Origin of the sequence: Bacillus infantis (assembly GCF_020171945.1) — a bacterium.
In the GTDB taxonomy this organism is placed as follows: Bacteria; Bacillota; Bacilli; order Bacillales; family Cytobacillaceae; genus Bacillus_AB; species Bacillus_AB infantis_A.
In genome coordinates, this window is sequence record NZ_JAIVAP010000014.1 from 86669 (window position 1) to 112961 (window position 26293).

A 26293-nucleotide genomic window follows, 5' to 3' on the forward strand; every position below is an offset into this window, starting at 1 on the left:
ATTTCCTCCCGGTGCCAGGCACCCTCCTTTTATTTAAAAATCCCGAATGGCCTGCCGATTGGCAGCACGATTTTACCAAAATGCGTATTCAGCACAATGGCCGCTGATCCATAAAAGGACAGAAGCGCAATGCACATTTCAGCAACAGCTGCCAGCATATGTGTCGCTTCATGCATGATGTCAAAGGTGCTCAGGGATAAACCGATGAACAGAAAATCAATGAACACGAAAATGAAGAACAGCACCTTATGAGTTTCCATAGCCCCAACCGTCATAAAGAGGCTGAAAATTAAATAGCCGACGAACGCGAACCCCAGCTGCTTCGGGTCTCCATCCGAGGCAAGGGCTTCTCCAAAGAAGCCAAGCTGGATCAGCCAGGTCATGCCGACGCCGAACCAGAACAATCCAAAAGCCCCGAAGGCCGTTGTCCCGAAAATATTATTATGCTTCGAATCCTGAACCGAAGCGAAAAGCTGCGCCAATCCGCCAAGGAAAAACGCCCAGGGAAGGATATAAGATAATCCGTCTGTCAGGCCCAGTTTCTGTGATGACGCCACGAATGTAACCATGGCAAGGCCGAACAAGCCCAATGCGGATGGATCTGCTGCTGTAATTTTAACTTGTGTTTGATTCTGAGTCTCCATACTTTCCTCCTAATAAAAACATACTTGTGTACTTTATAGGATAAAAGTATGGGTGTCAACAGCCTATTAATGGGAAGGGCTATATTGCGGTCAGCTCCAGACGCTGCTGATAAGATTCCACAGAAAGCTTCCTGCCTGAAGCTTCAGCAATGTGATCCCTATTACAAGGCACGCCCCAAGGATTATGCCTGCTTTTCTCCTCATTCTCTACTCCTCTTCAAAAGAGAGATTGACCGGCTCTTCGTGAAGATCTCTTGTAAAATCAATATTGGTTGTAGGGACGGTGGTGCTGACTTCCTCAAATTTCAATTCATCCACCCACACTTTTCCCCGGCCTGATAAAATGACGCCGAAAGCAATGATTGCACTATTTTCCGGCACATCCAGGACAATATCATAATAATTCCAGCCTGTGCTTCCCTTGATCGGGCGATTGCCCATATTATCGAATTGCAGGACTTCATCGGAAGCATTATCTACTCTCATCCAAAAGCTGCAGAAGCCGTCCACATTATTCGATTTCAGGAACCCGGAAAACTTCAGCCGCTTCCCACGGTAATTTTTTGCGTTGATTTCCTGCATCATGGTCGCAAATTCTCCTGGCGCTTCCACGGTCTGTGACTGCAGATAACCGGATGATTTTCCTTTGTGAAAAATTTCATGATCAATTCCCATCTGGTAGTTGAACGGGTGGCTTCCGCTTAATACCCATCCTTTTGGCTTCTGTTCTTTGTCCATGTTTTTTTCCTCCTTCTGCTCCGCCAGTTTCCCGATCAGCTTTCTGTATTTTCCCGGCGGGAGCTGATAGTATTTTTTGAATGATCTTGTGAAGGCTTCCTGTGATTCGAATTGAAAGTATAAAGCAATATCGAGGATTTTCTCGTCTGTATAAAGCAGCATATGGGCACTATTGGCAATCCTTCTGTAGCGGATATACTCGGAAACCGTCACCCCGACTTCCTTCTGGAAAATCCGGTGATAATGAAACTTCGAGAATCCGGCAGTATGAGCGATGTTTTCCAGCGACAGGTCCTCATGAAGGCTTGATTCAATATGCTCTATGCTCTTCTGGATGATGGAACTGTAGGCCACTCCTGGCACCTCCTTCCATATTTAAGATATCAAAAGCAGATGGGGGCTTTTTTGACCTATATTGCTATGTTGCTGCCAGCTGTATTATTTTTTCTCTTCGAAGAGCAATTCCCTCAAATTCTCTGTATGTGCTGGAGAGGTGAGATAGAGAGCATCATCCCCGATATACATAAAAGTGCTTCTCTCATTTTCCCCGCCGAGCCACAGGTGGATCCCATGCGCCGGAAACTCCCCCTCCGGCTGATATTCCACCATCACGTCATATTCAGGATCTGAAATATCGGCCTTCCCAGGCTGTATGACCGCAGATGTGATTGCCTTCTCGAATCTGGCCAGGCTTTCTTTGTCCTGAAAAGAATAAAGGATTTCTTCGTTCATCCCGCCGAATCCATCCGATTTTGAGACGTTCACTTCTGATATTTTCTCATCGAGCAAAACCATTTTTTCCGGTGCCTGGCACCCGGCTGAAAGAATGGCGATTAATATTAGTATAATGATAGATTGTTTCATGGTTGTCCTCCTCTGTTTTTCTCATTTTATACCAAAAAATGCGTGCCAGGCACCGCTCGTGGACATTTTTGGGAAAGTGTCTTTTTGCGGTGCCTGGCACGCAGGGTTAATGTTCTTTTATGATAGCCCTTGCGGCATTGCGGCCGCTTAGCGCTGATGATAATGTGCCCGGCCCGGGGAAGACCTGCTCTCCTGCTAAATAGAATCCCGGCAAGGAAGTCCGGAAGCTTTTTGGCTTGAGGATGCTGTTCCGGACGGTCAGGGGAAATCCGCCGACCTCCGTTTTCCCGACAAATTTCTGGTAAGTCAAAGGGGTGCCCGCTTCTGCTTTCTGCAAGCGGGCTTTGATTGGGACGGCTTTATCTACTTCTTCAAGCAGTCTGCCTGCCAATTGTTCTTTCCGCTGCCTGTATTCCTCTTTTCCAAATGAAGCCCATATATCGCTGTCGGTATGGACAGAAATCGTCAATATCATTTCATCCCCGATTGTAAGCCCGCTGCTGTCCCGCGATTCCTGCAGAGTTGCATAGATGGGGCCGTGAAACTCTTCCTGCTCCCCTTGCGGCATGATCTGATAAGCAAAAGGCAGGTTTCTTTGGTCCTTTCCTGACACGATGCTGTCAACTCGGAAAGCTCCCCATGAAAACTCATCACCTTCACTATGGCTTGTCCCTTCTCCAAAGGAAATGCCGGTGTTATTGATGACAAAATCAAATGCTCCGCTGTATTTCCTGCTTTCTGCCATCCACTTTTTTTCGCTTTTACTATACTCGATTTTTTTAACTGGGGAAACAAGCTCCACCCTTCCACCCAATAGCTCAATCCTCTCTGCTAAAGAAGAGCTGATTTGTCCCAGTCCTTTTTCAATAGAAAAGCTCCCTTTCCTATAAATGGTCAGGGCCAGGCTTGAAGGCAGCAAAGCAGCCTCAGAAGCATCGGTCTGCGCGGCATCCAGCAGCTGGGCATCCAAGAACTGCCTGAACGGGAGATAATGTTCGAGCTTATGTTTCTTTAATAGATCTTCTACTGTTGAAAGGGCATAACGTGAGAGTCTTAGCATGGAAAAAGGGCCCCGGATGGCAAGGTTTGGGAAGCTTCCGAGGTCATAAAGTTTTTTTATCGGAAGAGATATCCCTGAAGCTGAAACAGCCTGTACCATTTCCCCGATTTTGTGAAGCTCTCTCCAGAACTGCAACACATCCTCTGGGCGCTCAAAGAATACGCGCTGGAGCTCTTCCTCCCAGTATTCTGTGCTTTGGAAAATGGAAATTCTCCGATCGGGCAATATAACATCCATAGGATGGGACAGACATTCTGCCGGGAGGTTAACCCCTGCTTCATTTAGCAGCTCTCTCAGCAGTCCTCCTTCTTCCAGTCCGAATGCGACAGTTGCACCGGTCGGGAACATCCGTCCTTTTCGTATATAAAAGCCAGCCGATCCGCCAACGGTTGATGCCTTTTCCAGTACAGTCACCTCAAAGCCGGCATTTGCCAGAAGGGCCCCGGCTGTCAGGCCTCCGATTCCGGCCCCGATTATACAAACTGACTCTGCCATCCCTGCTGCCTCCTTTGAATGCTGCATGTTTTCAATCGTGTTTCTACCATTATAAGCAATAGAGGAAGCGGAGCAGAAATTCTAATATGGTATCCTTACGGTGTCAGGCACCGCCCGTGGACAAATACAGTAAAAGTGTCCATTTGCGGTGCCTGGCACGGTTAGGAGTCTATTTCTTTTACATAAATGGCTGCATTGGTTTTGATCGTCCGGCACCCTTCCAGATCTGCTTCTTTTAGCAGGCCTAGGTCCAGAGCTGATTTGATTTTTCCTTCATCCGGCTTTTTTTGGATCAGTTCATGGAGATTTAACTCTTCAAGCCTTTTTACGGTTGGTTCCTGCTCAAATTTCTCAGCTTTCCTGATCTGCCGCTGCAGTTTGAAGGTACTCACTGTGATTTCGCCCTTTTCATTTTGTCCTACTGATTGATCAAAATGAAGGTTGAACACCTTTTTCAGCGACTCAAGCTCCTCTTCCGCAGCTTTCTTTGTCTTGCTCAATTCCACATAGCGCGCAAGGATCTCCTTTGTAACAATGCCATTCGCATTTACCAAACTCTCGCCCCATTTCTAAGATGATAGTTCATCTTATTAAGATGGGGGAGGCATTATGCATGTCCTGTAAAAACGTATGTTCCTGGTGAAATGAGTGCCTGGCACTGCCCGTGGACAGAATGGGGGGAAGTGTCTTTTTGCGGTGTCAGGCACGGGAGCGGCTGGCACGGCAGCGGCTTATAAATTCCAATAAATGTATTTTATGTAGAATCACGCTGATTTTATGTACAATAAAAGGAAAATTTGGTAGAATAATAAGAATTTTAGGTAGAATCACAGAATTTTTTTGTAGAATCACTTGCCTCTGCAAAGTATTTAATGAAAAAACGCCCCTCTGATATTTATCAGAAGGGCATTTCCTGCATAAAATCCACTTTAAATATCATCCAGCAGAACAATCTTGCCTGTCACAGCATCTACTGCATGCCGGCAGTCCAATTTTCCGCATAAAACATACTTTTCTTTCTCAGCATCATAGACATACACCGGTTTTAAGAAGAAGTATGATTTTAATTTTTCAAAGGCTTCGGCCTTAACGACCGCTGGCTCCCCTGGTGCCTGGTAACCGTCGAACATGTCGAGCATCATCTGGTTGTCAATATAATTTCTCGGCTCATAACTATGGGCATCAATCACAACCGTCAGCTTTCGCTTAAAAACACTAGAATCGTGCCCGGATTTCCTTAATACCGCATCAATGCACCCGCGGGTCCTGCGAAGTGTTTTTAATATCCACTGGCCGGATTCGTTAGGATATTCCCGGCTGAGCACCTGCCTGACAGCTGCCGCACATTTATCAGCCTCAGCCTCCCGGATCGGATAGGACTCTATATGAGGTTCTCCGCCGAATGCCTGGTCTGCTCCAATGTCTTCGGATTCTATGATAGGCTTTCGTTCAAAAGGAACGTCTGAAGGCTTGTCCCAATCTATTACCTGATCGACCATAAGCTTTGGCTCCATCCCTATTGGGTCAAATTCAATCGTTTTCTGCCTGTCATTTGTGATGAAGACTTCCTCAATCGCAAATAGGGAAAACCACTTTTCTTTTTCCTGGTTTGGGAATTGAGCGAATATCAGTTGCTCTCTAAGAAGATCTTCATCTATGTCTTCAAGCGAGAGAGCATATTTCTCTGCCTGTACCTGATCTGCCTCGGGAAAACTTCCATGTGAAGAAAAAGTAATCAGCCTTCCTTCCTCATCTGTTTCCAGCTCTATATAACCACCGGGATAGATAACGGTGCCATTGACAGCCGCTGAAAAATGAAGCCTTCTGCCCTTTTCGTTCGTCAGCATGAATTGCTGCCCATAGCTCAGGCCAGTTTCTTTCTCAATCCAATCAATCATACTGCCCCGGTCACCGGGCATGAATTTAACCCCGTCGGCCGATGTCTTCCCGCCCGCAAATATCGCTCTCCTCGTCCTGCCGCTCGGGATGTGCACTTCTATGACAGCCGTGCCCTCCGGATTGCTGTCATCACCCTCTGCAGCTGCACCAATAGGAAACCATTCCATACAGAGAGTATAGTCCGTCTTGTTCTGAAAAGGCGAGTCATGATAGAATCCGGTTCTTCCGAGATAATATTCTGCCAGCCCGAACTTTTCAAAAACTGAATCTGCAAATTTCTTTATTCTTTGATCCATAGCAGCCTCCTTGTTTCATCCTAATTTCTTTACGAAAGAAACTGTAATTTGGTTTCAAAGAATATGGCAGCAGTGCCTGGCACCGTCCGTGGACAAATGAGGGGAAACTGTCCATTCGCAGTGCCTGGCACCACATGCAATATCACACTCAAAAATTGACTGAAAATTGCCCTTATACTAAACTGGTAGCAGACTGAGATATTTAACTATTTAACTATTTTTTCAATAAGAAAGGATGCTGCACATTGCCACAATCATCTCAAGATTCAAGTTGTGAATTGCCTTCAAGCAATAAACCAAAGGAGATTTCATCTGATGGCTCTTTCAAGCGCCAGACGAACCGATTTATGACTCCTTTTGGAGAGGGGCCGGATAAGCTGCCCGTTGAAGCGGGCCGATATCGCCTTTTATGGTCTGCCGCCTGTCCTTGGGCGCACCGTTCGGTTATTGTCCGGAGTGTGCTGGGCCTTGAAGAGAGCATCAGCCTGGGCACAGCCAGCCCGATGCGGCCTCGCCTTCAGCATGTTGACTGGGAATTCTCCCTTGATGAAGGAAACCGCGATCCTGTCCTCGGCATTCAATATATGAGCGAAGTTTATAAAAACGCAGACCCTGATTATGACGGCAGGCCGACGGTGCCGGTCATGGTTGATATAAAAGAAAAAAAGGCCGTTAACAACGACTATTTTAAGCTCACAAACTATTTTGAGACAGAATGGGCCTCTTTGCATAAAGAAGATGCACCTGACCTTTATCCGGAAGCATTGAGAGCTGAAATCGACGAACTGAATGAAAGCATCTTTCATGATGTAAATAATGGCGTCTACAAATGCGGCTTCGCCCATTCGCAGGAAGCTTATGAAGAGGCATATGAAAAGCTGTTCAGCCGCCTGGACGTTCTGGAGGAAAGGCTTTCCGGCCGGCGCTTCCTGTTCGGCGACTATATCACCGATTCAGATGTGAGGCTGTACACGACCCTTGCCAGGTTTGATGCTGCCTATTACACGGCTTTCAACACAAACCGGAATCTGATCCGTGAATATACGCATCTATGGGGCTATGCCCGCGATCTCTACCAGACGCCGGGCTTTGGGGACACGACTGATTTTGATGCAATTAAGCAGCACTATCATTTATCCATCACCATTTCTACCGATAAGACAGAGCCGGCTATCCTGCCAAAGGGTCCGGAATTGTCAGTATGGAGCACAGATCATGGCCGTGAAAAGCTCAGCGGGAAAACGGAGAAGTTTTTGAAAAAAGGAGAAGATGGCAGATGAGCGGGGTAATCATCCGCAATGCGGACAAGGAGATGGCAGAGAGCATCCGCGAGCAGCGGGTTTCCGCCTATTCGGCCCATATCGGCAGCATTCCAGGGCCGCATTGGGAAGCATTGAAAAAAGCGATATCATCAGATGCCGACCGACAGCCAGGGGTGGAGCTTATCATCGCGGAACTGGATGGGAATTTAGCCGGCAGCGTCGCCCTATTCCCGGCCAGGACTGATGCTTATGAAGGTTTTGTAGAGGAAATGGACTATCCGGAAATCCGGATGCTTGCCGTTGCTCCTGAATTTCAGGGCAAGGGTATTGCAAAAGCTCTGATTTCTGAATGCATCCGCCGTGCAAAGGAACAGGGCTTCCGGAAAATCGGCCTGCACACAGGCGATTTTATGAAGAATGCGATGAAGCTTTACGAGGGTTTTGGATTTAAAAGGCTTCCGCAGTATGATTTTGAGCCGGCTGGTGATGGGATTATTGTGAGGGCGTATGTTTTGAAAATAGAATAAAAAAACGGGGGAAGGTGTACTCTTCCCCCCGTTTTGTTTTTAGAGCTCTGACGCATATAAATTCAGCTTCTTGCTCATCGACTCAATCGTTTCAATAAAAGAAGAGATCTCTTCCGTGGATGCTGCCTGCTCCTGGCCGACCGCCAGGACTTTTTCGATTGAGGAGGTAATGTCATTCACAGACTTCTGGACATTATTCAGGATCGTATAAATTTTTTCTGTGGAAGAGATGGTATCATGGGACAGCTTTCGTATTTCATTGGCCACCACGCCGAAACCGGCTCCTTTGTCGCCTGCTCTTGCCGCTTCAATAGCTGCATTCAGACCGAGGAGATTCGTCTGGTCGGCAATTTTTTTAATGAACGAAAGCACTTCGTCTGTGTTATCCACTTCTTTCGTCGCCTGATTCGACCGTTCCAGTAGCTGATTGGTGATCTCCGCCAATCCCTCTGCTCCTTCTGTGATGGCAGCAACACGATGGTTTGCCTGTGTAATTGAATCAACAATCTGCTCAGAGATGCTGCGCAATTCTTTTTCATTCTGCCTCTGCATTTGGATGGCAAGTGCTCCTATTACTGCTCCATTTTGAAGAATTGGTGCCGCCATTCCTGTAAAAGAAACGCCAAAAAACTCCTCCGGCACTTCTTCCTCAATCCTCTTGTTATTTTTAATGCAGTCTGCTAAAGGCTCGTTGGGGTCGATCCGCAGCCCCGGCTTGATGCCCAGGTCAATTTTTTTCCCGGGAAAATAGGCAAGCCATTCTTCCGTATCAGCAACCCCAATCGATATTTCCGGAAGCATAGAATGAATCAGAGGGATTGCATTCATATAGGCAGCCAGTACTTCATGATGTTCTTTCATTATAATCATATTCCAGCCCTTTCCAAGAAGGCCCAAGCCGCTCAAATTGAAAGGACTTTTGCACTTCTCGTATGAATATTTTTAAAATATAGTTATTTGTACCTAATTTTATCTCGAATTCAAGCAAATAGATAGTCTGAATAGGTTTTTAGACATAAAAAAGTGCCAGGCACCGCTTGTGGACACTTCTACCCCAACTGTCCATCAGCGGTGCCTGGCACCAGATTTATTTTATCAATCTGCTTCCGTCAGCTTCTTGGCCGCCTCATAAAAAATTTCAACGGCTTTCGCTATATCCTTTGAATCTGACCATTCCTCGGGACAATGGCTCAGGCCATTCCTGCTTGGAACGAACAGCATCCCGACGTCTGTGAAATCGGAAAGGACCATTGCATCGTGTCCTGCACCGCTGTTGATCGGGGACCAGGGAATATCCAGTTCAGCACATTTGCCTTTCAAGAGCGACAGAATACCCTTATCCATTTCTTTTGGCTTCATATACAGAGGCTGCTCAACGGACGCCTGGATCCCGCCCTGATCATAAGCCGCAATCCGTTCTTTCACTTTTTCAACCACACTCAGCACATGCTCCTCTTTGCCTGAGCGGATATCGACCGAGAAAACCACTTTATCCGGGATCACATTGGCTCCATTCGGAAAAACATTCAGGCGCCCGACTGTAAGAACAGTGCCTTCTCCTTCAGCCAGAGCCAGCCCGGGAAGGCCGGCAATGATGTCAGCCGCCGCAGCCAATGCATCGGAACGGCGGTCCATCGGGGTAGTACCCGCATGGCCTGCCTGCCCTTTAATGGTCACATCCAGCTGGGTCAGGCCGACTATGGCCTCGACTACCCCAATCGGGATTTCTTTTTCCTCCAGGATTGGCCCTTGTTCGATATGCAGCTCCAGGAAAGCTTTAATCGTTTCCGGGTCCCTCTGCTTAGGAAGAGAAGGATCGAGCCCGATTTTCTCCATTGCGTCCTTCGCCAGCACTCCATCCCGGTCTGCCAGCTGGAAAAATTCCTCCTCGGACATCAGGCCCGTGATGCCCCTAGAACCCATCAGCCCGCCGCCAAAGCGGGAGCCTTCCTCTTCCACCATTGCGATGACTTCCAGCGGGTATTTCGGCTTTACATTATTTTCTGCAAACAGTGCAGCCACTTCAAGACCTGCCACAACGCCTGCCGGTCCGTCATAAGAGCCGCCATTCGGGACAGAATCGAAATGGGAGCCGATCAGCACGCACGGTGCCTCCTTCAATGTCCCCTCAAGCTTTCCAAAAATATTGCCAAAACCGTCTTCCGTGACCTCAAGCCCAATCTCTTTCATTTTTTCTTTTATATAATTGCGGGCCTGCAGGTCTTCCTGGCTGTAGGTCAGCCGGGTCGTTCCCTTTCCAGGTGTAGCGGTAAATTCACTCAATGCACTAATATGGCTCTCTATTCTGGCAGCAAGCTGCTCTTTTACTAGACTCATATTCTATCCTTCCTTTCTTTATAAGAGGCTGACAAAGAATCCTGCGAGGACGACGGAAACGATGGTGACGGTGATGAAGCCGCCGACGAGCATTGGCGGAAGCATATGGCTTGTCAGCATCTCCCTTTCCTCCTCATCCTCGGTCAATGATTTAATGACTTCATTCGTGATGATATAATCTGCCGGGAAACCGTACAATGCTGTCAATGATACGGCAAAGGCCATGTTTTTGCTGACGCCGAGAATTTTTCCGGCAATAAAGGAGAAGATGTACATTCCGATGACGCCAAGCACAATAGTGCCGACGAGCGGCCCGATGATCTGCAGCATCATCGACGGTGTTGCCTGCTTCAATCCATCAAAAATAAAGAGCATCAAAGCCATGATGGCAAACCCGAATGCATTGGCTTTTTGCAGAACCTGCTTTTCCAGGAAGCCTAAGCTGGTGGCGATAACACCGAACAGCAGGCAGATGACAAACGGGCTCACGCTGACAACAGGAGCAAGCCAAGCGGAAACCTGGTAGGCCAGGAAAGCAACAACGGAAAGGCGCAGCAGCTTGAAGAAATCAGTATTATATTTTTCCGGCATATGCTTGAACAGCTTTAGCTCAGGTGCGGCGGGAGCTGCTTCAGCTGCAGCAGCCGTTTGCGCCTTGGCAATCTGCTGCTCCTTCAGAGCGGCTCCTCCATCCTTGCGGTATGCTTCAAGAAGATTCTTTCCTTCTTTTTTCAAAACAAAGGATGTTATCGGATAGCCGGCAAATCCCTGCATGACATAGATGACAATGGCAAACACAGACAGAGAAGCAAGGCCCGCCTCCTTTGCCCCCTCAGACATGATCAGGGCAGAGACAACGCCTCCCACTAATGGAGGAATAGCGACCACGACCGTCTGATAGCCGAAGATAAACGATCCAACAGCAAACAGGATGGCAATGATTCCAAGAATGCCGGAGATCGCTATAACAATTGTCTTCCATTGATTTTTCAATTCCTGGACCGATAGGAGCGTCCCCATATTCGTAATTAATAGATACATCATCAGTGTCGCTACAACCGGCGGCACTCCTGCCAGGGCAACGATATCCTGCGGAAAGAATGTCCAATACCCCGCTAAGAACAAAACCGCACACACAAAGATGGAAGGCACCCATGCCTTCGTACGGACTGCAATAAAATCTCCGATGAATAAAATTAGAACAAGAATAACAACTGCCAACATCTGGGACATAGGAAGCTCCCTCCTTTTCTGAATTTATTATTTCGACGTGCGAAAAATAATTAATATTAGTATAATAATACAGTTAAATTAGTCAGTCAATTTAAATTATTTTAAATATTAAAGTAACCGTTTGCAATTTTAAGTGCGGACGTTTTAAAGCAGTGAAGCGAGATGGTTTTTAGCTGAAGGCTTGGTTTCAGAGGGGAGTTTTTCTTCGTGGATGAAAAATGCCCGTCTGATAGACTTTCAAACGGGCATTTACTCTTTTCTGAAATCTCCGTGCCAGGCACCGCAAATGGACACTTGACCCGATTCTGTCCACGGCCGGTGCCTGACACTAATTGATACACTATTAGATTGTCTTCCTTCCCCAGAAGGCGGGCCTATTCGACCATTTCCGGGGAAATAAGCCTGCAGACTTCAAATAGTGACAAAAAAAGTGCCAGCACCTGCGTCAGCAGGTGCCTGGCACCACTTATCCTATATCTCCATCTCCCAGCGCTCCTGCTGGGTTTTCTTCAGTTGTTCTTCGGTTTCCTGCGGGTGGACTGTACGGAATTTGTGATGGTCCGCCGGGATAATTTCAATCATTTTTTGAATCATGTCCTCTGGATCAAATTGATGCTTCAGACCTTCCTGCTGCTTGAGCATATCTTCCTCCCTGGTGAAATTCTTGTCCTGATCATACCATTTCCATATTTCCTCGGCGCTGCGGTCATTGAATCCGGTGTTGTAGGCGCCTGGATTGATCGTGGCGACTTTTACGCCAAATTCCTCGAGCTCGCTCTTCAGTGTCTGGGCGATTCCTTCAATAGCATGCTTAGTGGCTGTGTATGGGCCGACATAAGGAGTCGCGGAAATGCCTGCCATCGAGCTCATGAAAATGATCTTGCCGCTGCCTTTTTTGACGAATTTCTGTGCGGCGATCTGAACGGTTTCCAATGTCGAAAACACATTCACTTCAAACAAGGCCCTGAAACGGTCCATCGGCACTTCACCGAGCGGTCCGCCCTCATTAATGGCTGCATTGGCCACAAAAATATCAAAGTCGTATTCCTCTATCTGTGCCCTGTCCCGCTCATTGGTGATATCCAGCTTGAATACCTCCATATCGAGTCCAAGCTCGCGCGCTTCCCGGAGAAGGTCCGTCTTCTGCGGCGTAATTTCTGTTGTAGCGATGATTTTATGCCCTTTTTTGGCAAGGCCGATGGCAGCCCCTCTTCCAAGGCCGCTGCCGGCGCCGGTGATGAAAATGGTTTTGCTCATAATCTGATTCCTCCTATTATTAGCTCTACCATTTTCTCTTCCCATCATGGGATTCCCTAAACACATGAATAGGCGGAGGTTTGCATTTTGCCTGCCGGCCAGCTTAGCCTTTGCCCTGGGGAAAGCCGGATTATGAAACCACATTCGCATTTTTTAATACAAAAAAATACCCGGCTCACAGCTGGATTTCAGCTTTGCCGGGCATTTTGATCAGTGTGAGAATTTCTCTGTCCTGTTTTTGCGGATAGCGTGGATGATAAAGGTGACGATAAACGCAAGGATCATGACACCGATGAAGATTTCATTCGGTATATGGATTTCAACCAGTGTCAGTCCCATTTTAACCGCAATGAAGGTAATCAGCGCATAAGCGGTTGTTTCCAGCTCAGGCACTCTGTTCATCAGGCTGATGAAGAAGGTCGCGACACCCCTCATCAGCAGGATGCCGATCATGCCGCCGAGCAGAATGACCCAGACTTCCTCTGATACAGCAAGGGCGGTCAGGATGCTGTCGACTGAGAACGCAAGGTCCATCAGCTCAACACTGATGACAGTCGCCCAGAAGAGTCCGAATGTAGTGACGAGCCAGCCTTTTGGCTTGCGCGCCTCATCTTCTTCACCTTCATCTTTGTTTTTCAGCTTGTCCATAAAGAATTTAACAGAAAGCCATAACAGATACAGGGCACCGATCAGTTTGATGAACCATAATTTAATCAGGAACGTACCGAGGCCGATGAAAATGAATCGGAACAGATAAGCTCCCCACAGCCCGAAAATAAGGGCTTTCTTCTGCTGATCTTTAGGGAGCGGCTTGACGAAGGCCGACAATACCAGTGCGTTATCGGCTGATAGTATACATTCAAGGACCGCCAGTGATAAAATCATTCCCCATGCTTTTGATGAGGTCAGCATCTCGGCCCACATATGCCAATCAAACATGGAAGCGTATGTCGATAAAATTTCCTGCCACATTCTTCATATCTCCTTTGATGTCTTGAGCTTATTTATTTCATTCTTTCCAGCAGTTCATTCAGCTTTTTGAGCCCTTCAATTATGTCAGTAAGCGACTCATCGGATTCGTCTTTTATGGAAAAAGAGATTTTCTCAATCAGTGCTGCATTTATTTCCTCAACAGTCTGTGCACCCTTATCGGTAAGGGCTACCTTGACGACCCGCTCATCATTGGGATCCCGGAACCGCCTCAGGAATTCCAGCTTTTCGAGTTTTTTGCACATGGTCGAAATATTGGTGCCAGCCATGTTCAGGCGGGCTGCGAGGCTGCCGATTGTATGGGAGCCATGCTGCTGCACTTCGACCAGTATGCGGATCTGCAGGCTTGTCAGCCCATATTGCTCACAAATAGAGGTGATGATCACATTCGTATTTTCGCTGATCTTCCGTGTATAATTCCAGAGCATATTTTTAAAATCCATAACAACCATGCATGTTCCTCCGTTAAGTATGATTTATATTATATATAATCTATATATATTATAAATCATACTATTATAGTTGGCAAGTATCTCAAATAATGCGCGGGCTCAAAAAAAGGCCGCTTCACAGCAGCCGGACGCAAACTATCTTATTTTTCCCGATGGACCATATAATCCAGCAAATATCCCAAAAAGGCAAACTCCCCCCGCAGTTCCTGAAGCAATTCAGCTGCCGAACAGTAATGCTCCCACATCGCCTTTTTGGCACCTTCCTTTCCAAGCGCCGAAACATAGGTTTCCTTACTGTTCCTGCTATCCGTTCCGACCGGCTTGCCGAGCAGCATCGGATCTCCCTCCACGTCGAGCAGGTCATCCCGTATCTGAAAAGCAATGCCGGCATGCCGGGCAAATTTTTTCAGGATGTCGATTTCATCCCGTTCTGCCCCTGCAAGAATGGCCGGCATGATGATGGACGCCTCAAAGGCAATGCCGGTTTTATAAAAACAAAGAGCATCAAGCTGTTCGGGTGTTAGTGCTTTTCCTTTTGCTTCAAGGTCCATCGCCTGCCCGCGGCACATTTCAGCGGTCGAACGGGCAGTATAGCGGATCAGTGCCAGGACCGCTTCCGGCGCGAATGAGGTGAGCGACGCCTGATCCTCCATAGCTTTCTGTGTCAAATAAAGGCCTGTAAGCTCAGCAGCTGCAGTGCCATATACCTCATGGACAGCGGCCTGCCCCCTTCTGCTCGGGGCATTATCCTGTGCCGGAAGATCATCGAAGATCAGGGAAGCTGTGTGCATATATTCCAGCGAACGAAAAAGCGGCATCAAAGCAGCTTCCTCCATTCCGTATGCTTCAACCCCTGCAAACCAGGCAATGACTGGCCTTAGCCTTTTCCCTCCGGCTGCCAGGCTGTAATTGGCCGCCTCCCGGACAGGCTCCTCCATCACCAGCTCTATTTCCTTGATTGGAAGCAATTCATTGATTTTTTGCTGCACTTCCTCCACACTGCCGCGGAATTCATCCCGCTCCTGCCGCTGCCTTTTTAGGCTATCCAGCATATGGTCCCTCAGCAGCTTGTCGAAAAAGTCGACATCAGCAGACTTCGCGGCCGTCTGCTGAATCAGCCGGCTGAATTCCGGGCTGCCTGGGGCAAACAGGTCCATAACTTCCATGTATTTTTCTTTCCCAAGCCTCTCCCTGCTGCGCTTCAGGCCATTGATGGCCCGGTCCAAAATAACCTCGCTCGCTTTCGGATCGGAGCCGTAGACATCATGGATGATGTGGGCAATGACGGTCCAGTAGAGCTCAAACGGATTCAGCAGATCCTGCCGCGTCCTATGGTGGGTGAGATAGTATGTATAAGGGGTGACCGCCCCATCCTCCAGATCAGCGAACAGATCGGCAAAATCATCGGCAAGCTGGTTATAGATTCCATAATAAAAGGTCCGTCTGTCAAAGCCGTCATCCTTCCCGCTGTTCAGCACCGAACGGACAATCAGGCGTGAAGATGAAGACTTCAGAATCACCGGAATATACAATTCTTCATTTGTGTATGATGAATTGTTCAGGTCCTTCTGCCGGTCCACCTCCTGGGACTGGAAAAAGACATAGGCCTGCTCAAGGAAGCTGGCCAGCGTTTCTGTCGCCTGCTGGGCTTTTATATAATGAAAGGCTTCCCGGAGCTCAGTATGCACATAGGTGATAAAAGGAAGAATAGCATGCTGCCACCTGCCAAGCGGCGGGACGCTTCCTGTTGTCAGGGTGGTGCGGATCAGCTCTGAATACTGCTTTTTCTCTTCTTCAGACAGCACCCGGCTGTCCAGCAGATCGTCAATAAAAGGATAAGTCAGCCCATAGGAATAGCCCAGCCTGATTGCCCGCTCCAGCCTTCTTTTCCGCTCCTCTCCCTCTATCCCTTCTTCCATACCGTCATTTTCATGCATCAGGACGCCTGCGATGATTTTGATCAGCTTACGCTGGGCATGGGCAGCATCCATGCCTTCAGGGATATTCTGTGCCGTCTGCTGCAATTTTTCCATCAGCCAGATGACAGCCGATTGGAGGCCCTCTTTCTCAGCCCATCTGTACAGCCCTGCCATGCCGAACTCGCTGGGACTGCCTTCCTGCCGCTTGGCTGTTAGACGCTCCTTCAGGCTCCCCACTGCCCGTCTGATGCTTTTCTTTGTATCCTGATCATCAAGGGATTTTCCCAGATCCCTCATATATAAATAAGAAATGCTCCGGTCCAGATAATCATCCAGCTTGCCCCTGTACTCCAGCCACTTGATATAAGAATGATAAGCCTTGGAATCAGGCTTTCTGCTTTTTCGAGAAAAAAACGGCAAAAATGGCCGCTGCCGATGATTCTTTTTCCATGTATGAAAGTCTCTTTCCAGCACGGGTACAAAGCTTTTTTCTGCAGCCTGGGCGAATAGCACCTGAAAATAGGCAGCTGCCTTCTTCTCCGCCTCCCGGTAGCAGGCTTCAGGATTGATTATGGTTTCTTTTATCATCTGGACACTACCTTTGCTTTTGGTCTCTTCTATATGTATGCATGCACATGGGCAATCATTAATGAGGCTATCCTTCCATATCATTCTTTTAACATAGCATGTTTGAGGGCTTTTGCGGGGGTCAGACAGGAAAAAAATCCCCTGTCTGAGAATCAGAGGATTGCCGGGTGTAATTATAAGGCAGGAAGTTTTTCGGATACGGGAGGGTCAACAGAAATATTTGGTACTAGTCGGCAAGGGCGGGGGCAATGGTTTGTTCCAGGACGGGCCTCCTGTTTAAAAAACCAGAAACACCGTCCCAACAGTGATGATCGCCCCGCCCGCAATCGTGTGCTTCCTTGCTTTTTCTTTTAAAATGATGAAGCTCAGGATCATGGTGAGGACGACGCTGAATTTGTCGATCGGGGCAACGACCGAGACCTTGCCAATCGCAATCGCGCCGAAGTAGCAGAGCCAGGACAGCCCGGTTGCAGCTCCCGAAAGGATGAGAAACAGATAGCCTTTGGAGGAGATGGTTTTCATTTCCCGGTAGGTTTTTTGGTAAAAGACAATGGCCCATGCGAACAGGAGGATGACGATGGTCCTCAGAAAGGTGGCGACGTTGGAGTCTACACCCTCCATCCCGATTTTGGCGAGGATAGAGGTTAAGGCGGCGAAAACAGCACCCAATATCGCATAAACAATATAGCTTTGTGAGCCGGTGAATCTCTTTTTATCTTTGTTTTTGCCGATCAGTACGAAGGTGCCGATGGTGATGAGGGCACCTCCGGCCAGGATCTGGGGAGCTGCTGGCTCCCCGAGCAGCAAAATGGAGAGGATGATTGTGAGGACAATGCTGGACTTATCAATTGGCACGACCTTGGAAACCTCGCCGATTCCCAGTGCTTTGAAGAAAAACAGCCAGGAAAGTCCTGTTGCGAAGCCTGATAAGATAATGAAGAGCATGGCTTTCGGCTGTATCGCAATGATTGTGCCGAACTTGTCTGTAATCAGCACCATGAGAAAAGCGAGAATCAGGACAACGATCGTCCTGACGGCTGTTGCCAGATTGGTGTTTACATTCTCCATCCCGATTTTCGCCAGAATATTGGTCATCGAGGCGAAAAGAGCGGCCAATAATGCGAGGATGATACTCATTGTGACATCTCCCTTGAATAGGATAGCAGCCAATATAAAAAGGCTGCCGGTTACAGCAGCCTGAGACTGGGTACATCCGGTTTCTTGTACCCTATAGTGTACGCCCGTTTGTCCCGATTACATCCTTATACCAATAAAAAGATTTCTTTCTGCTTCTTGCCATAGTGCCGCTGCCATCATCATGCTTGTCCACATAGATGAAGCCATAGCGCTTTGAGAATTCACCCGTCGACATGCTGACCATGTCGATGCAGCCCCAGCTTGTATAGCCCATCAAATCAACTCCGTCTTTTATGGCTTCCCCCATCGCTTCAATATGGCCGCGCAGGTAATCGATCCTGTAATCATCATTGATTGTGCCATCTTCCTCAGGCTCATCATAGGCACCAAGTCCATTTTCAACAACAAAGAGCGGCTTTTGGTAGCGGCCGTACAATAAATTCAAACTGATCCGCAGCCCTTCAGGATCAATCTCCCAGCCCCAGTCGCTCCTCTTCAGGAACGGATTGCGGACGCCGCCGATCAGATTCCCCTGTGAAGCTTCTTCATCTGACTTCTCCTTCTTCTCTGTGCGGGACATATAATAGCTGAAGCCGATATAATCGACCGTCCCTTCTCTGATAATATCCAGGTCTCCTTCTTCCATTTCAAGCTGGATACCATGATCTTTAAAGTATCTGTCCATATAGGCTGGATATGCTCCCCTGACCTGCACATCTGCACAAAAATAGTTGAAAAGCTGTCCTTCTCTTAAGCTGTGCATAACGTTGGCCGGATTGCTGTCAAAAGAGTACACAGGGGCAAACAGGATCATGCAGCCGATACTGGATTCAGGGCTGATTTCCCGGCATAGCTTCACTGCAAGAGCGCTGGCGACAAATTGGTGGTGGTATGCCTGGAATGTGGCTTGGTAACGGTCATCTTCCTCTTGGATGGAAAAGCCCAGACCTTGGATCGGCATGACAAGGCCGCTGTTGATTTCGTTAAAGGTCATCCAATTCCTTACCTTATCCTTATAGCGGGTTAAAACTGTTCTTGCATATTTTTCAAAAAAGGCAACTGCCTTCCGGCTTCTCCAGCCGCCATATTCCTTCACCAGATGGAGCGGCATTTCATAATGGGAAAGAGTCACGACCGGCTCAATGCCATGCTTGTGAAGCTCGTCAAAAACACGGTCGTAGAAAGCCAAACCCTCTTCATTTGCTTCGGCTTCATCCCCATTCGGAAAAATCCGCGTCCACGCAATCGACATGCGGAAAGCCTTGAAGCCCATTTCCGCGAACAAAGATATATCTTCCTGATACCGATGGTAAAAGTCGATTGCTTCATGGTTGGGGTAATAGTGATCGCCGGGATGGATCTCAAAGTCAAAGCCCGGCCTTGTTAAAATGTCATAGCGGCCTTTTCCGCCGGGAAGGACATCTGCGATATTCAGCCCTTTGCCTCCTTCATTATAGGCACCTTCTATTTGATTGGCTGCCGTTGCGCCTCCCCATAAAAAACCTTCTGGAAATTGGTATTCTTTCATGATGTCTGCCTCCTCCGGCTAGTCCTTTTTTACTTTAGCCTAACCTCTCATTAATAAGCCTGATACTAAGTATCTTAACGCCGAATCCTTAGAGGAGTAAATAAAGGCTGCTGATTCAGTTTGTTTTTACCGAAAAAGAGATTTGTTTCATAACAGGAACACTGTGTTTCAGAAAACATGCTTGTGATAAAATAAGTAAACAATTGATGACATCCTTTAGATAAAGGGGCGAAAACAGCCTTGTTTACAAATGAAACCATTGCCAGCTTTAATCCGCTGGAGATTTCTCTATATAATTATATTTCCCAAAACCGCGGGAAAGTGGTTTATATGCGGATCCGCGAGCTGGCAGATGAAACACATGTTTCAACAAGCACGATCCTCCGCTTTTGCCGCAAACTGAATTGCGAGGGATTTTCCGAGTTTAAGGTAAAGCTGAAAATGCAGCTTGAGGAACAACAGGGAGCGGGCATCAAAAGCTCGCGGGAGTCGGCAGCCGAGTTTCTGGAAAGGGCGCTTAAGGGGGATCTTGAGCAGACCGTTACAAAAGCTGCCAGGCTTGTGGCAGGCGCTGACAGTGTCATTTTTATCGGAATCGGGAGCTCAGGCATCCTGGCTGAATATGGCGCCAGATATTTTTCAAGCTTAGGGGCCTTCTCTCTGTATATAAAAGACCCGCACTTCCCGATCCATTCGAAGTGGCAGAAAAACAGCGTCGTCATTGCCCTCTCTGTTTCAGGGGAAACGCCTTTTACTGTGGCACATCTGAACAGGCTGAAGCAGGAAGGAAGCAGAATCATCAGCATTACGAATAACCGTGCTTCGACGATTGCGAAGATTTCAGATTTGAATATCTCCTATTATGTTAGTGAGGAATGGATGGGAGAATCCAACATCACCACCCAGGTGCCAGTCGTTTATATTCTTGAATCGATTGCCAGGGAAATACACCGGCTTGGCAATTAGGGCAGCAGGAGGGGGTGAAAAGGCCGGGGAACTAATTAAAGACCCGGCCATATTATATCGCGGGAAATTCAAATCTGGCCTAAGCCGACCAGCGCCTTCAATCGCTTCACCGCCGAATGCACAGTCAGCCTGTGATAAGAAATCAGTGTCCCTTTATAAACAGCCCCGTAAATGCCGTATGGTGTGGGTGAAAGCTGCAGCAGTTCCTCCCTGCTTGTTAATTCAATGATATTTGCTTTCAGCCCCAGCTTTTCCGCCGCGGCTGTGAGGTTGTCTGCCGCAATTTCCACAAACGGGCACTGCGGCAGCCGAAGTATTGTCAGCTCTTGGAAAGGCTCCAGCCGCTTCTCCCAGTTATCGGGAAAATAGGGGTCAGCATCATCCGTGAATTTATGGACCATAAGCTGGAATCCGTAAGGCGCCCGCCCTTTTTCCACAAATCCATGCTTGATGAAAATGTCCGCGCTTGGCGTCCAGGAGGTATCCGGATTCGTGATTACGATGACACCTGCTTTCTGCTGCTTTCTGGCATCCTCTAAGGACCGCTCAATCAATTGCGAGGCATAGCCTTTCCCTGTCACATGCACCCACAGGCAATGGATGACAAGATAATTTTCTCCATAGACAGCCCTTGAGGAAAATTCGATCGGTGTATATTCAATGAAGCCTGCCTGCTTGCCGTCCTCCATGATTCTTACATATTTCAGGCCCTCCGCAAACCTCTCGGCCAGCCATAGATTTTTATTTTGGTAGCCCCGGGAACCCGGCTTGCTGCGCAGGCAGTAGCAGCCTTTGTCTCCAAGACATTCTCCATTTAATTCTCTCAGTTCTGCAGCAGGCATATTTCTCTCGTTCCTTTCTCTCTAATTTGCAAGGATGATGAGAGCACGGTTTCATCCGTCATCATCTCTTCTTTTTTCATCCGTTCCGCCCCCATGCATAATATTTCTTCACCCCGGCCGCTTTTCCTCCTTTTACCAGATAAAGGAGCTGTTTGCTGGCAGTTCTAACGTTTACCCCCTGCCCATTAAGGTCAAATACACAATATAGGCTGTGTACAAGGAGGTTCATATTGTTTTGAGTACTGTTCTAACAGGAGCCGCCCTCGTTTTTATCGGGGCGAATCTGTATTATTTTTTTGCAAACAAGTCCTATAAGAAGAGCCGCTTCAGCTCTGTCTTATTTTTGAAGTTATTTTTCGTGATTCTTGGCCTCACCATCGGCTTTGCCGTCATTTTTTATGCCCTTTCACTGGATGATGTGGTACTGCGGATTGGGACACTGGACGGGAAGCCGGCAGACCAGTCATTTTGGAATCTGCTCTATTTCAGCGGAGTCACCATTCTATCCGTCGGCTACGGCGACTTGATCCCGGTAGGCTCACTGCGATTTTTTGCCCTGCTTGAAGCTGCAATCGGCGTCCTGCTGCCGACTGCGTATTTTATGAAAGCGATGGGATCGTCAGGAAATGAAGAAGAGCAGGATTAGGGAAGGCATTCCCATTCTGTGTCATAAAGAAAGGCTGCCGGACAAAATTCTCCGGCAGCCTCTTTTTATCTTATGATGCTTCCACAGTTTTCATGGAAGTTTTCTTTTTTGGACGTTCTTTCTCAGTCATGGTCAGCCCGGTGAATCCGTAGAACAGGGATACGAGCGGGGTGATCAGGGCAAGGAAACAGAATGGCAAATACGTGCCTGTTGCAACGCCGAGCGCGCCTGCTGTGTAAATGCCGCTTCCGGTCCATGGGACAAGGGACGAGCTTTGTGTCCCTGTATCCTCCAATATTCTCGACAGATTTTCAGGCTTGAGGTTAAGCCGTTCAAAAATAGGCCTCATCAGTGTGCCGCCCATGACGGTCGAGAAGTATACCGATCCGCCGATGGCAAGTGTGACATAGCTGACAAGGATGGTCACAAGGGTCAAAATGCCTGTGCTTTGGATCTTATCGGCAAAAGAAGCAATGAGCGCTTCCAGGACCCCGGATTCGGCAAGCATCCCGCCAAGGCCCAAGGCGAACAGGAACAGCGCGATGAGCGCAAGCATGCTGACAAGTCCGCCGCGCTGAAGCAGGCTGTCGGCCATTTCAATGCCGGATTCTACTCCATAGCCATTATAAAAAATGCTGATCGTATCTGAAAAACTGAAGCCCTGATAAACGATGGCAATGATTCCGCCAACGGCTGCGCCGATAAAGATGGCCGGGATGGCCGGTTTTTTCAGCATAAGCATCCCGATCAGGACGATGACAGGAATCATCGGCACAAGACCCAGATTAAAAGCTTCAGCCAGATAGGATGTCAGTTCATTTACACTTGCTGCATCCACAGAGGCTCCGCTGTATCTAAAGCCAATGAAGGTAAAAATAATCGCTGTGATCAAATAGGCCGGCACAGTCGTCCAGAGCATATGCTTGATATGGCTGAATAAGTCCCCGCCTGAAACGGTAGGCGCCAGATTCGTCGTGTCAGATAACGGCGACATCTTATCCCCGAAATACGCTCCGCTGATAATGGCGCCTGCCGTCACGCCAACCGGTATGCCCAATGTAGTCCCTACACCCATCATGGCAATCCCTGCTGTTCCGATGGTTCCCCAGGAAGTCCCTGTTGCCACAGACACCAATGAACAGAACAAAAGGGTCGTGACCAGGAAGAACTGGGGCGATATTGCTTTAATTCCATAATAAATCAGGGTAGGCACGGTTCCAGATGCAATCCATGCACCGATTAAAATGCCGACGGTTAAAAGAATCAGCGAAGGCTGAAGCGCCTTGCTCATCGATGACAGCATCGATTTCTCCACTTGCTTATAAGAGTATCCCAGCCCCATCATGAAAGGGATCAATACAAGCATACTAATAAACATCAGAATTTGAATCGGTGCATCAAAAGCAAGAATGCCGACCGAGATGACGGCAATTGCCGCAAATAACATCGATAACGCATAAATAAAAGACGGTTTTCTAATATCGGTTTCCAACCAACCACTCCTTACGGTGAATTTGATCTTACAACTGTCCTGGATTGTTTTTTGACAAGAATGAAATAAGATCGTTTGTTTTTGCAGTACGAGGTTTAAATAGGATAAAACAGAGGGCCCAAAAAAGGGCAGCAGCGCGCAAAGCTTGATGTGACAAGCTTTACTTGGAAGGCTTATGCAGGGGTTCCTTCACGCTAACCTTGTAAAAAGGTATATAAAAATAATACTATAGTGGAATTTTTCTGTAAATTCCGATATAGGCGCATATTTCATGATGAAATATGGTGAGCTTACTTCACAGCTTTTTAACTCCTATATCCTTAGTAATGCGCTGGTATGGTCCGGGAGACTTCCTGAAGGTCAAGCGGGACTATCTTCACACACAAAGACCCCTTGAAACCTTTTCCTGCTCTGTAACGTATGCTTTATAAAGGACACTGCGAAAGGAGCACTCACATGTCAGAACCATTTTTCATGGGGGACTTTATTTTCCAGGCTGCCCCCGTTTTTATCGGCCTTATATTTATCATCGTTATCGGCGGCCTTATATTCAATATTTTCAAAGGGGTCGGCCAGTGGCAGAAAAATGAGCAGTCCCCGAGGCTGAGTGTGAGGGCGGCTGTTAAATCAAAGCGGACAGATGTGTCGAGGAGATCTCATGCCCATCATGATAACCACCATCATGTTTCCTCAAGCACCCGCTATTATGTGACATTTGAATTTGACAGCGGCGACCGCTCGGAATTCCATGTATCAGGGAAAGAATACGGGATGCTAGCTGAAGGAGACTGTGGGATGCTGACGTTTCAGGGGACACGGTATTTGGGGTTTGAGAGGAAGTGAGGGCATGGCCATTCTTAAGGAGAGGCGGGGTTTTGCCTCTCCTTCATTTCTTGCCGGCCAATTCGATTAATTTACACCCTCTCCATCTTATTAATAGCAGACAAGAGAACCCTTATATCATCCTGGAGTTCTTTTTTAAAAAATTCATCTTCGCATTGTTCATAATCCTGTTTCAGGCGAAAAAGCTCCTCCATAAAGAGATCTAATTCTTCCTCCATTATGCCGGTCTTTGGCTGTTTCTGTGCCATTGATACCCTCCTGTTTTTAATAGGCCGCAAAAGACCTATTGCAAGATCTGCTGATGTGCAAAAGAAAAAGCCGAAAAGAACAGGATATCCTGTTCTCTTCGGCTTATGTCCGGCACAATTTGTCCGGTTCATTACTGCCTTATCCATCATTGGGTTTGAGTATAAATGAAATAACACTATTATCCAGTTCAAAATTCCAATCAACAAAAACGTCCTGTATCCCCGCTTCCAGGATAGCAGAAAAATGAATATCATTGCTGAGCATTTCACCTTCCAGCTGCCTTTTGGCAACCCGGAGCGTTTCAACAAATCCCAGGGCAATCAGCTGCTTTTCGATCGGCACCAATATCCCCTCGCGGATGACTACCAATGTGCGGGATCCGAGCATATAAGATTCCACCCGGTCCGGGGCCTTCTCTGCCTGCCTGCTTATGCTGATGATTTCTTCGTGGACCTTTTTCTTCCCCTTATAGTCAGTTTCTGAATCTTTGCCTTCAGCCACAATGGACGGGCCAACGCCGACAAAGACCCCTGTCTGCCTATCAAGATTCCAATCATAATACATATGCTGAATGTCTATATCTGTGATCGCTTTAATCTGGCCCCGCATTTCAGGGTCCAGCGATTTCATCAGATATTCTCTTGTTGTCAGTACCGTCAAATCCTGGCCCTGGTCAAGAAGCACCTGCTCTGTGGCTGATATAAAGCCGCTGATATAAATAAGGACATATGGCTTTGATACCGTCACGTAAATAGCTTCCGGGCCTTTTCCGAACTTCTCCCGCAGCAGCTTGCCAAAGTTATTTGCCAGTTTTGTCTGCTGGGCCTTAATTTCCATGTTTCCGTCTACCCTTGCACATAGAAAGAAGCATCATATCCTCTCTCCTTTTCCCATTTTAGCATTTGCCTGCCAGAAGGGAAACTCCTAAAAGGCAAATCTCCACAACATAATTTTCCCCTTTTTATCACAAAAAAAACATATTTTATGAATAATCTGTAAAAATTTAGAGGAATATTTTAATTTTGGAAGAATAAATAAAGTAGACTCATTTTTTACGGTATAATTAAATTATCTCAAGACTAAACGATCCCCCATCCCCGCAGCTAATGGATTCGGGATATGATGCCTGAATCAAAGGATGGCGAGTATGGACATTAAGAAAAAAGAAAAAGAATTGGGATCTTTTATCGGACGGGTGTTGCGCGGAACTTTTGGCAAGGGGCCTGGGGCAGTGTTTGCCACCATTTCCCCCCCTTATATCACGGTTTATATGAAAGACTTTATGTCACCGATAGAAGATAGATTATTAGATACAGAGCAAAGCAAGTATGTCGAGAAAATCAGGGATATGCTGATGCCTGCACTTATAGATGAGATTAAGGTATATATCCAAATGGATATAGGCGTCACCATTGATGAATTCTATTATGACTGGAACCTGGAAAGCCATTCAGGAATGTTCATCGGCATTTCAACAGAGGCTGCTCCGGAATACAGCCCATACCAGAACCAGGAAGCTGTACATAAGGAAGTCATCCAAGTCAGCCTGGAAGCCGAAAAGGCCCCTGGTGAAGTACACTCTTCCCTTCTGAATCAGAGGACTCTGGTGATTGTCCGTAATCAAATACTTGTAGCTGTTGAAAAAGAATTGATCCGGCAGGGCTATCCGGAAGTCCTTACTCTGGCCAAGCGGGATCTTGAAAAAAGATTGTTAATGGAGCACAGGCCACAGTTCGAGAGCTATTTGGATGCAGAGCTGGAAAATGTGTTTGCTTCATGGGATTTCGAACAGGATAAAAGCGTATGCTTATTCATCTTAAAGCCCAATAATAACAGGCAGCAATGACCCAGGCGACAGAACTGGACATGAGCCAAAAGAAGGGAGCTTCCTTCTTTTGGCTCTTTTTTTTTGGCTCTATACTAAATGTTGGGGTTCCTACACAAATTGAGACATAAAAAATGCACGTAATCATCCAGTCTTTTATACTTGAATTGTCGAGAAACAAGTATAGATTGGAGATACGTGCAT

Annotated in this window: 25 protein-coding genes; 6 read left to right on the plus strand and 19 right to left on the minus strand. The window is 47.4% G+C overall.

The annotated features are described in order from the left end of the window. Nucleotides 1-29 precede the first annotated feature (29 nt). The 6 genes from LCM00_RS17675 to LCM00_RS17700 all read right to left on the minus strand — a co-directional run bounded on the left by LCM00_RS17675 (nucleotide 30) and on the right by LCM00_RS17700 (nucleotide 5996). Nucleotides 30-644: an acetate uptake transporter gene (locus LCM00_RS17675; protein WP_224904539.1), complete on the minus strand. Its 615-nt coding sequence runs from the start codon at nucleotides 642-644 to the stop codon at nucleotides 30-32. Nucleotides 645-851: 207 nt separating this feature from the next. Next, nucleotides 852-1736: a helix-turn-helix transcriptional regulator gene (locus LCM00_RS17680; protein ID WP_224904541.1), complete on the minus strand. Its 885-nt coding sequence runs from the start codon at nucleotides 1734-1736 to the stop codon at nucleotides 852-854. A gap of 84 nt (nucleotides 1737-1820) precedes the next feature. Beyond that, the gene (locus LCM00_RS17685) at nucleotides 1821-2246 is read right to left on the minus strand and encodes a hypothetical protein (protein ID WP_224904543.1); all 426 of its coding nucleotides are present in this window, start codon (nucleotides 2244-2246) and stop codon (nucleotides 1821-1823) included. Nucleotides 2247-2352: 106 nt separating this feature from the next. Then, nucleotides 2353-3801 carry a phytoene desaturase family protein gene (locus LCM00_RS17690; protein ID WP_224904545.1) on the minus strand — a complete coding sequence of 483 codons (1449 nt, stop codon included), beginning with the start codon at nucleotides 3799-3801 and terminating at the stop codon, nucleotides 2353-2355. A 161-nt stretch (nucleotides 3802-3962) separates the two neighbouring features. Further along, nucleotides 3963-4355, minus strand: a complete 393-nt coding sequence (locus LCM00_RS17695) for a hypothetical protein (protein WP_224904547.1) — start codon at nucleotides 4353-4355, stop codon at nucleotides 3963-3965. Nucleotides 4356-4730: 375 nt separating this feature from the next. Beyond that, nucleotides 4731-5996, minus strand: coding sequence for a hypothetical protein (locus tag LCM00_RS17700; protein WP_224904549.1), 1266 nt, complete (start codon nucleotides 5994-5996; stop codon nucleotides 4731-4733). 278 nt (nucleotides 5997-6274) lie between these two features. On the opposite strand from LCM00_RS17700, the gene LCM00_RS17705 reads away from it, so the two are divergent. Both LCM00_RS17705 and LCM00_RS17710 read left to right on the plus strand, forming a co-directional pair. Then, nucleotides 6275-7276, plus strand: coding sequence for a glutathione S-transferase family protein (locus LCM00_RS17705; RefSeq protein ID WP_404802175.1), 1002 nt, complete (start codon nucleotides 6275-6277; stop codon nucleotides 7274-7276). Continuing rightward, nucleotides 7273-7785, plus strand: coding sequence for a GNAT family N-acetyltransferase (locus LCM00_RS17710; protein WP_224904553.1), 513 nt, complete (start codon nucleotides 7273-7275; stop codon nucleotides 7783-7785). Before LCM00_RS17705 ends, LCM00_RS17710 begins: the two co-directional genes overlap by 4 nt. 39 nt (nucleotides 7786-7824) lie before the next feature. Here LCM00_RS17710 and LCM00_RS24760 read toward each other — a convergent pair whose 3' ends face one another. From LCM00_RS24760 to LCM00_RS17755, 9 genes are all read right to left on the minus strand, one after another. Beyond that, complete coding sequence (locus LCM00_RS24760) at nucleotides 7825-8646, minus strand: methyl-accepting chemotaxis protein (protein ID WP_318247622.1); 822 nt, start codon at nucleotides 8644-8646, stop codon at nucleotides 7825-7827. 234 nt (nucleotides 8647-8880) lie between these two features. Continuing rightward, entirely contained in the window at nucleotides 8881-10122 is a 1242-nt protein-coding gene (locus LCM00_RS17720) for a Zn-dependent hydrolase (RefSeq protein ID WP_224904555.1), read from the minus strand. Between the two features lie 18 nt (nucleotides 10123-10140). Continuing rightward, the gene (locus LCM00_RS17725) at nucleotides 10141-11355 is read right to left on the minus strand and encodes a hypothetical protein (RefSeq protein ID WP_224904557.1); all 1215 of its coding nucleotides are present in this window, start codon (nucleotides 11353-11355) and stop codon (nucleotides 10141-10143) included. Between the two features lie 471 nt (nucleotides 11356-11826). Beyond that, a complete protein-coding gene (locus tag LCM00_RS17730) occupies nucleotides 11827-12612 on the minus strand; it encodes an SDR family oxidoreductase (RefSeq protein ID WP_224904559.1) in 786 nt (261 codons plus the stop codon). Between the two features lie 210 nt (nucleotides 12613-12822). Then, the gene (locus LCM00_RS17735) at nucleotides 12823-13584 is read right to left on the minus strand and encodes a TerC family protein (RefSeq protein WP_224904561.1); all 762 of its coding nucleotides are present in this window, start codon (nucleotides 13582-13584) and stop codon (nucleotides 12823-12825) included. A gap of 32 nt (nucleotides 13585-13616) precedes the next feature. After that, entirely contained in the window at nucleotides 13617-14054 is a 438-nt protein-coding gene (locus tag LCM00_RS17740) for a MarR family winged helix-turn-helix transcriptional regulator (protein ID WP_224904563.1), read from the minus strand. Nucleotides 14055-14194: 140 nt separating this feature from the next. Further along, on the minus strand, nucleotides 14195-16561 hold the full coding sequence (locus tag LCM00_RS17745) for a polyprenyl synthetase family protein (RefSeq protein ID WP_224904565.1): 2367 nt from the start codon (nucleotides 16559-16561) through the stop codon (nucleotides 14195-14197). A 276-nt stretch (nucleotides 16562-16837) separates the two neighbouring features. Further along, a complete protein-coding gene (locus LCM00_RS17750) occupies nucleotides 16838-17698 on the minus strand; it encodes an EamA family transporter (protein WP_224904567.1) in 861 nt (286 codons plus the stop codon). A 91-nt stretch (nucleotides 17699-17789) separates the two neighbouring features. After that, the gene (locus LCM00_RS17755) at nucleotides 17790-19226 is read right to left on the minus strand and encodes a glycoside hydrolase family 1 protein (RefSeq protein WP_224904569.1); all 1437 of its coding nucleotides are present in this window, start codon (nucleotides 19224-19226) and stop codon (nucleotides 17790-17792) included. Between the two features lie 240 nt (nucleotides 19227-19466). On the opposite strand from LCM00_RS17755, the gene LCM00_RS17760 reads away from it, so the two are divergent. Further along, nucleotides 19467-20192, plus strand: coding sequence for a MurR/RpiR family transcriptional regulator (locus LCM00_RS17760; RefSeq protein WP_224904572.1), 726 nt, complete (start codon nucleotides 19467-19469; stop codon nucleotides 20190-20192). A gap of 68 nt (nucleotides 20193-20260) precedes the next feature. On the opposite strand, the gene LCM00_RS17765 is transcribed toward LCM00_RS17760, so the two are convergent. Beyond that, on the minus strand, nucleotides 20261-21034 hold the full coding sequence (locus LCM00_RS17765) for a GNAT family N-acetyltransferase (RefSeq protein WP_224904574.1): 774 nt from the start codon (nucleotides 21032-21034) through the stop codon (nucleotides 20261-20263). A 235-nt stretch (nucleotides 21035-21269) separates the two neighbouring features. Here LCM00_RS17765 and LCM00_RS17770 point away from each other — a divergent pair, with 235 nt between their 5' ends. Further along, the gene (locus tag LCM00_RS17770; protein ID WP_224904575.1) at nucleotides 21270-21680 is read left to right on the plus strand and encodes a potassium channel family protein; all 411 of its coding nucleotides are present in this window, start codon (nucleotides 21270-21272) and stop codon (nucleotides 21678-21680) included. 70 nt (nucleotides 21681-21750) lie between these two features. On the opposite strand, the gene nhaC is transcribed toward LCM00_RS17770, so the two are convergent. Next, nucleotides 21751-23172, minus strand: coding sequence for a Na+/H+ antiporter NhaC (gene nhaC / locus LCM00_RS17775; RefSeq protein ID WP_224904577.1), 1422 nt, complete (start codon nucleotides 23170-23172; stop codon nucleotides 21751-21753). Between the two features lie 456 nt (nucleotides 23173-23628). Here nhaC and LCM00_RS17780 point away from each other — a divergent pair, with 456 nt between their 5' ends. Further along, complete coding sequence (locus LCM00_RS17780; RefSeq protein ID WP_224904579.1) at nucleotides 23629-24015, plus strand: DUF2500 domain-containing protein; 387 nt, start codon at nucleotides 23629-23631, stop codon at nucleotides 24013-24015. 71 nt (nucleotides 24016-24086) lie between these two features. Here the strand turns inward: LCM00_RS17780 and LCM00_RS17785 are convergent, their stop codons facing one another. Next, nucleotides 24087-24263 carry a hypothetical protein gene (locus tag LCM00_RS17785; RefSeq protein WP_224904581.1) on the minus strand — a complete coding sequence of 59 codons (177 nt, stop codon included), beginning with the start codon at nucleotides 24261-24263 and terminating at the stop codon, nucleotides 24087-24089. 139 nt (nucleotides 24264-24402) lie between these two features. Next, nucleotides 24403-25101, minus strand: a complete 699-nt coding sequence (locus LCM00_RS17790; RefSeq protein WP_224904583.1) for a Na-translocating system protein MpsC family protein — start codon at nucleotides 25099-25101, stop codon at nucleotides 24403-24405. A 310-nt stretch (nucleotides 25102-25411) separates the two neighbouring features. Between LCM00_RS17790 and LCM00_RS17795 the strand changes: the two genes are divergently transcribed. Beyond that, nucleotides 25412-26110 carry a Na-translocating system protein MpsC family protein gene (locus LCM00_RS17795; protein ID WP_224904585.1) on the plus strand — a complete coding sequence of 233 codons (699 nt, stop codon included), beginning with the start codon at nucleotides 25412-25414 and terminating at the stop codon, nucleotides 26108-26110. Nucleotides 26111-26293: the final 183 nt, after the last annotated feature.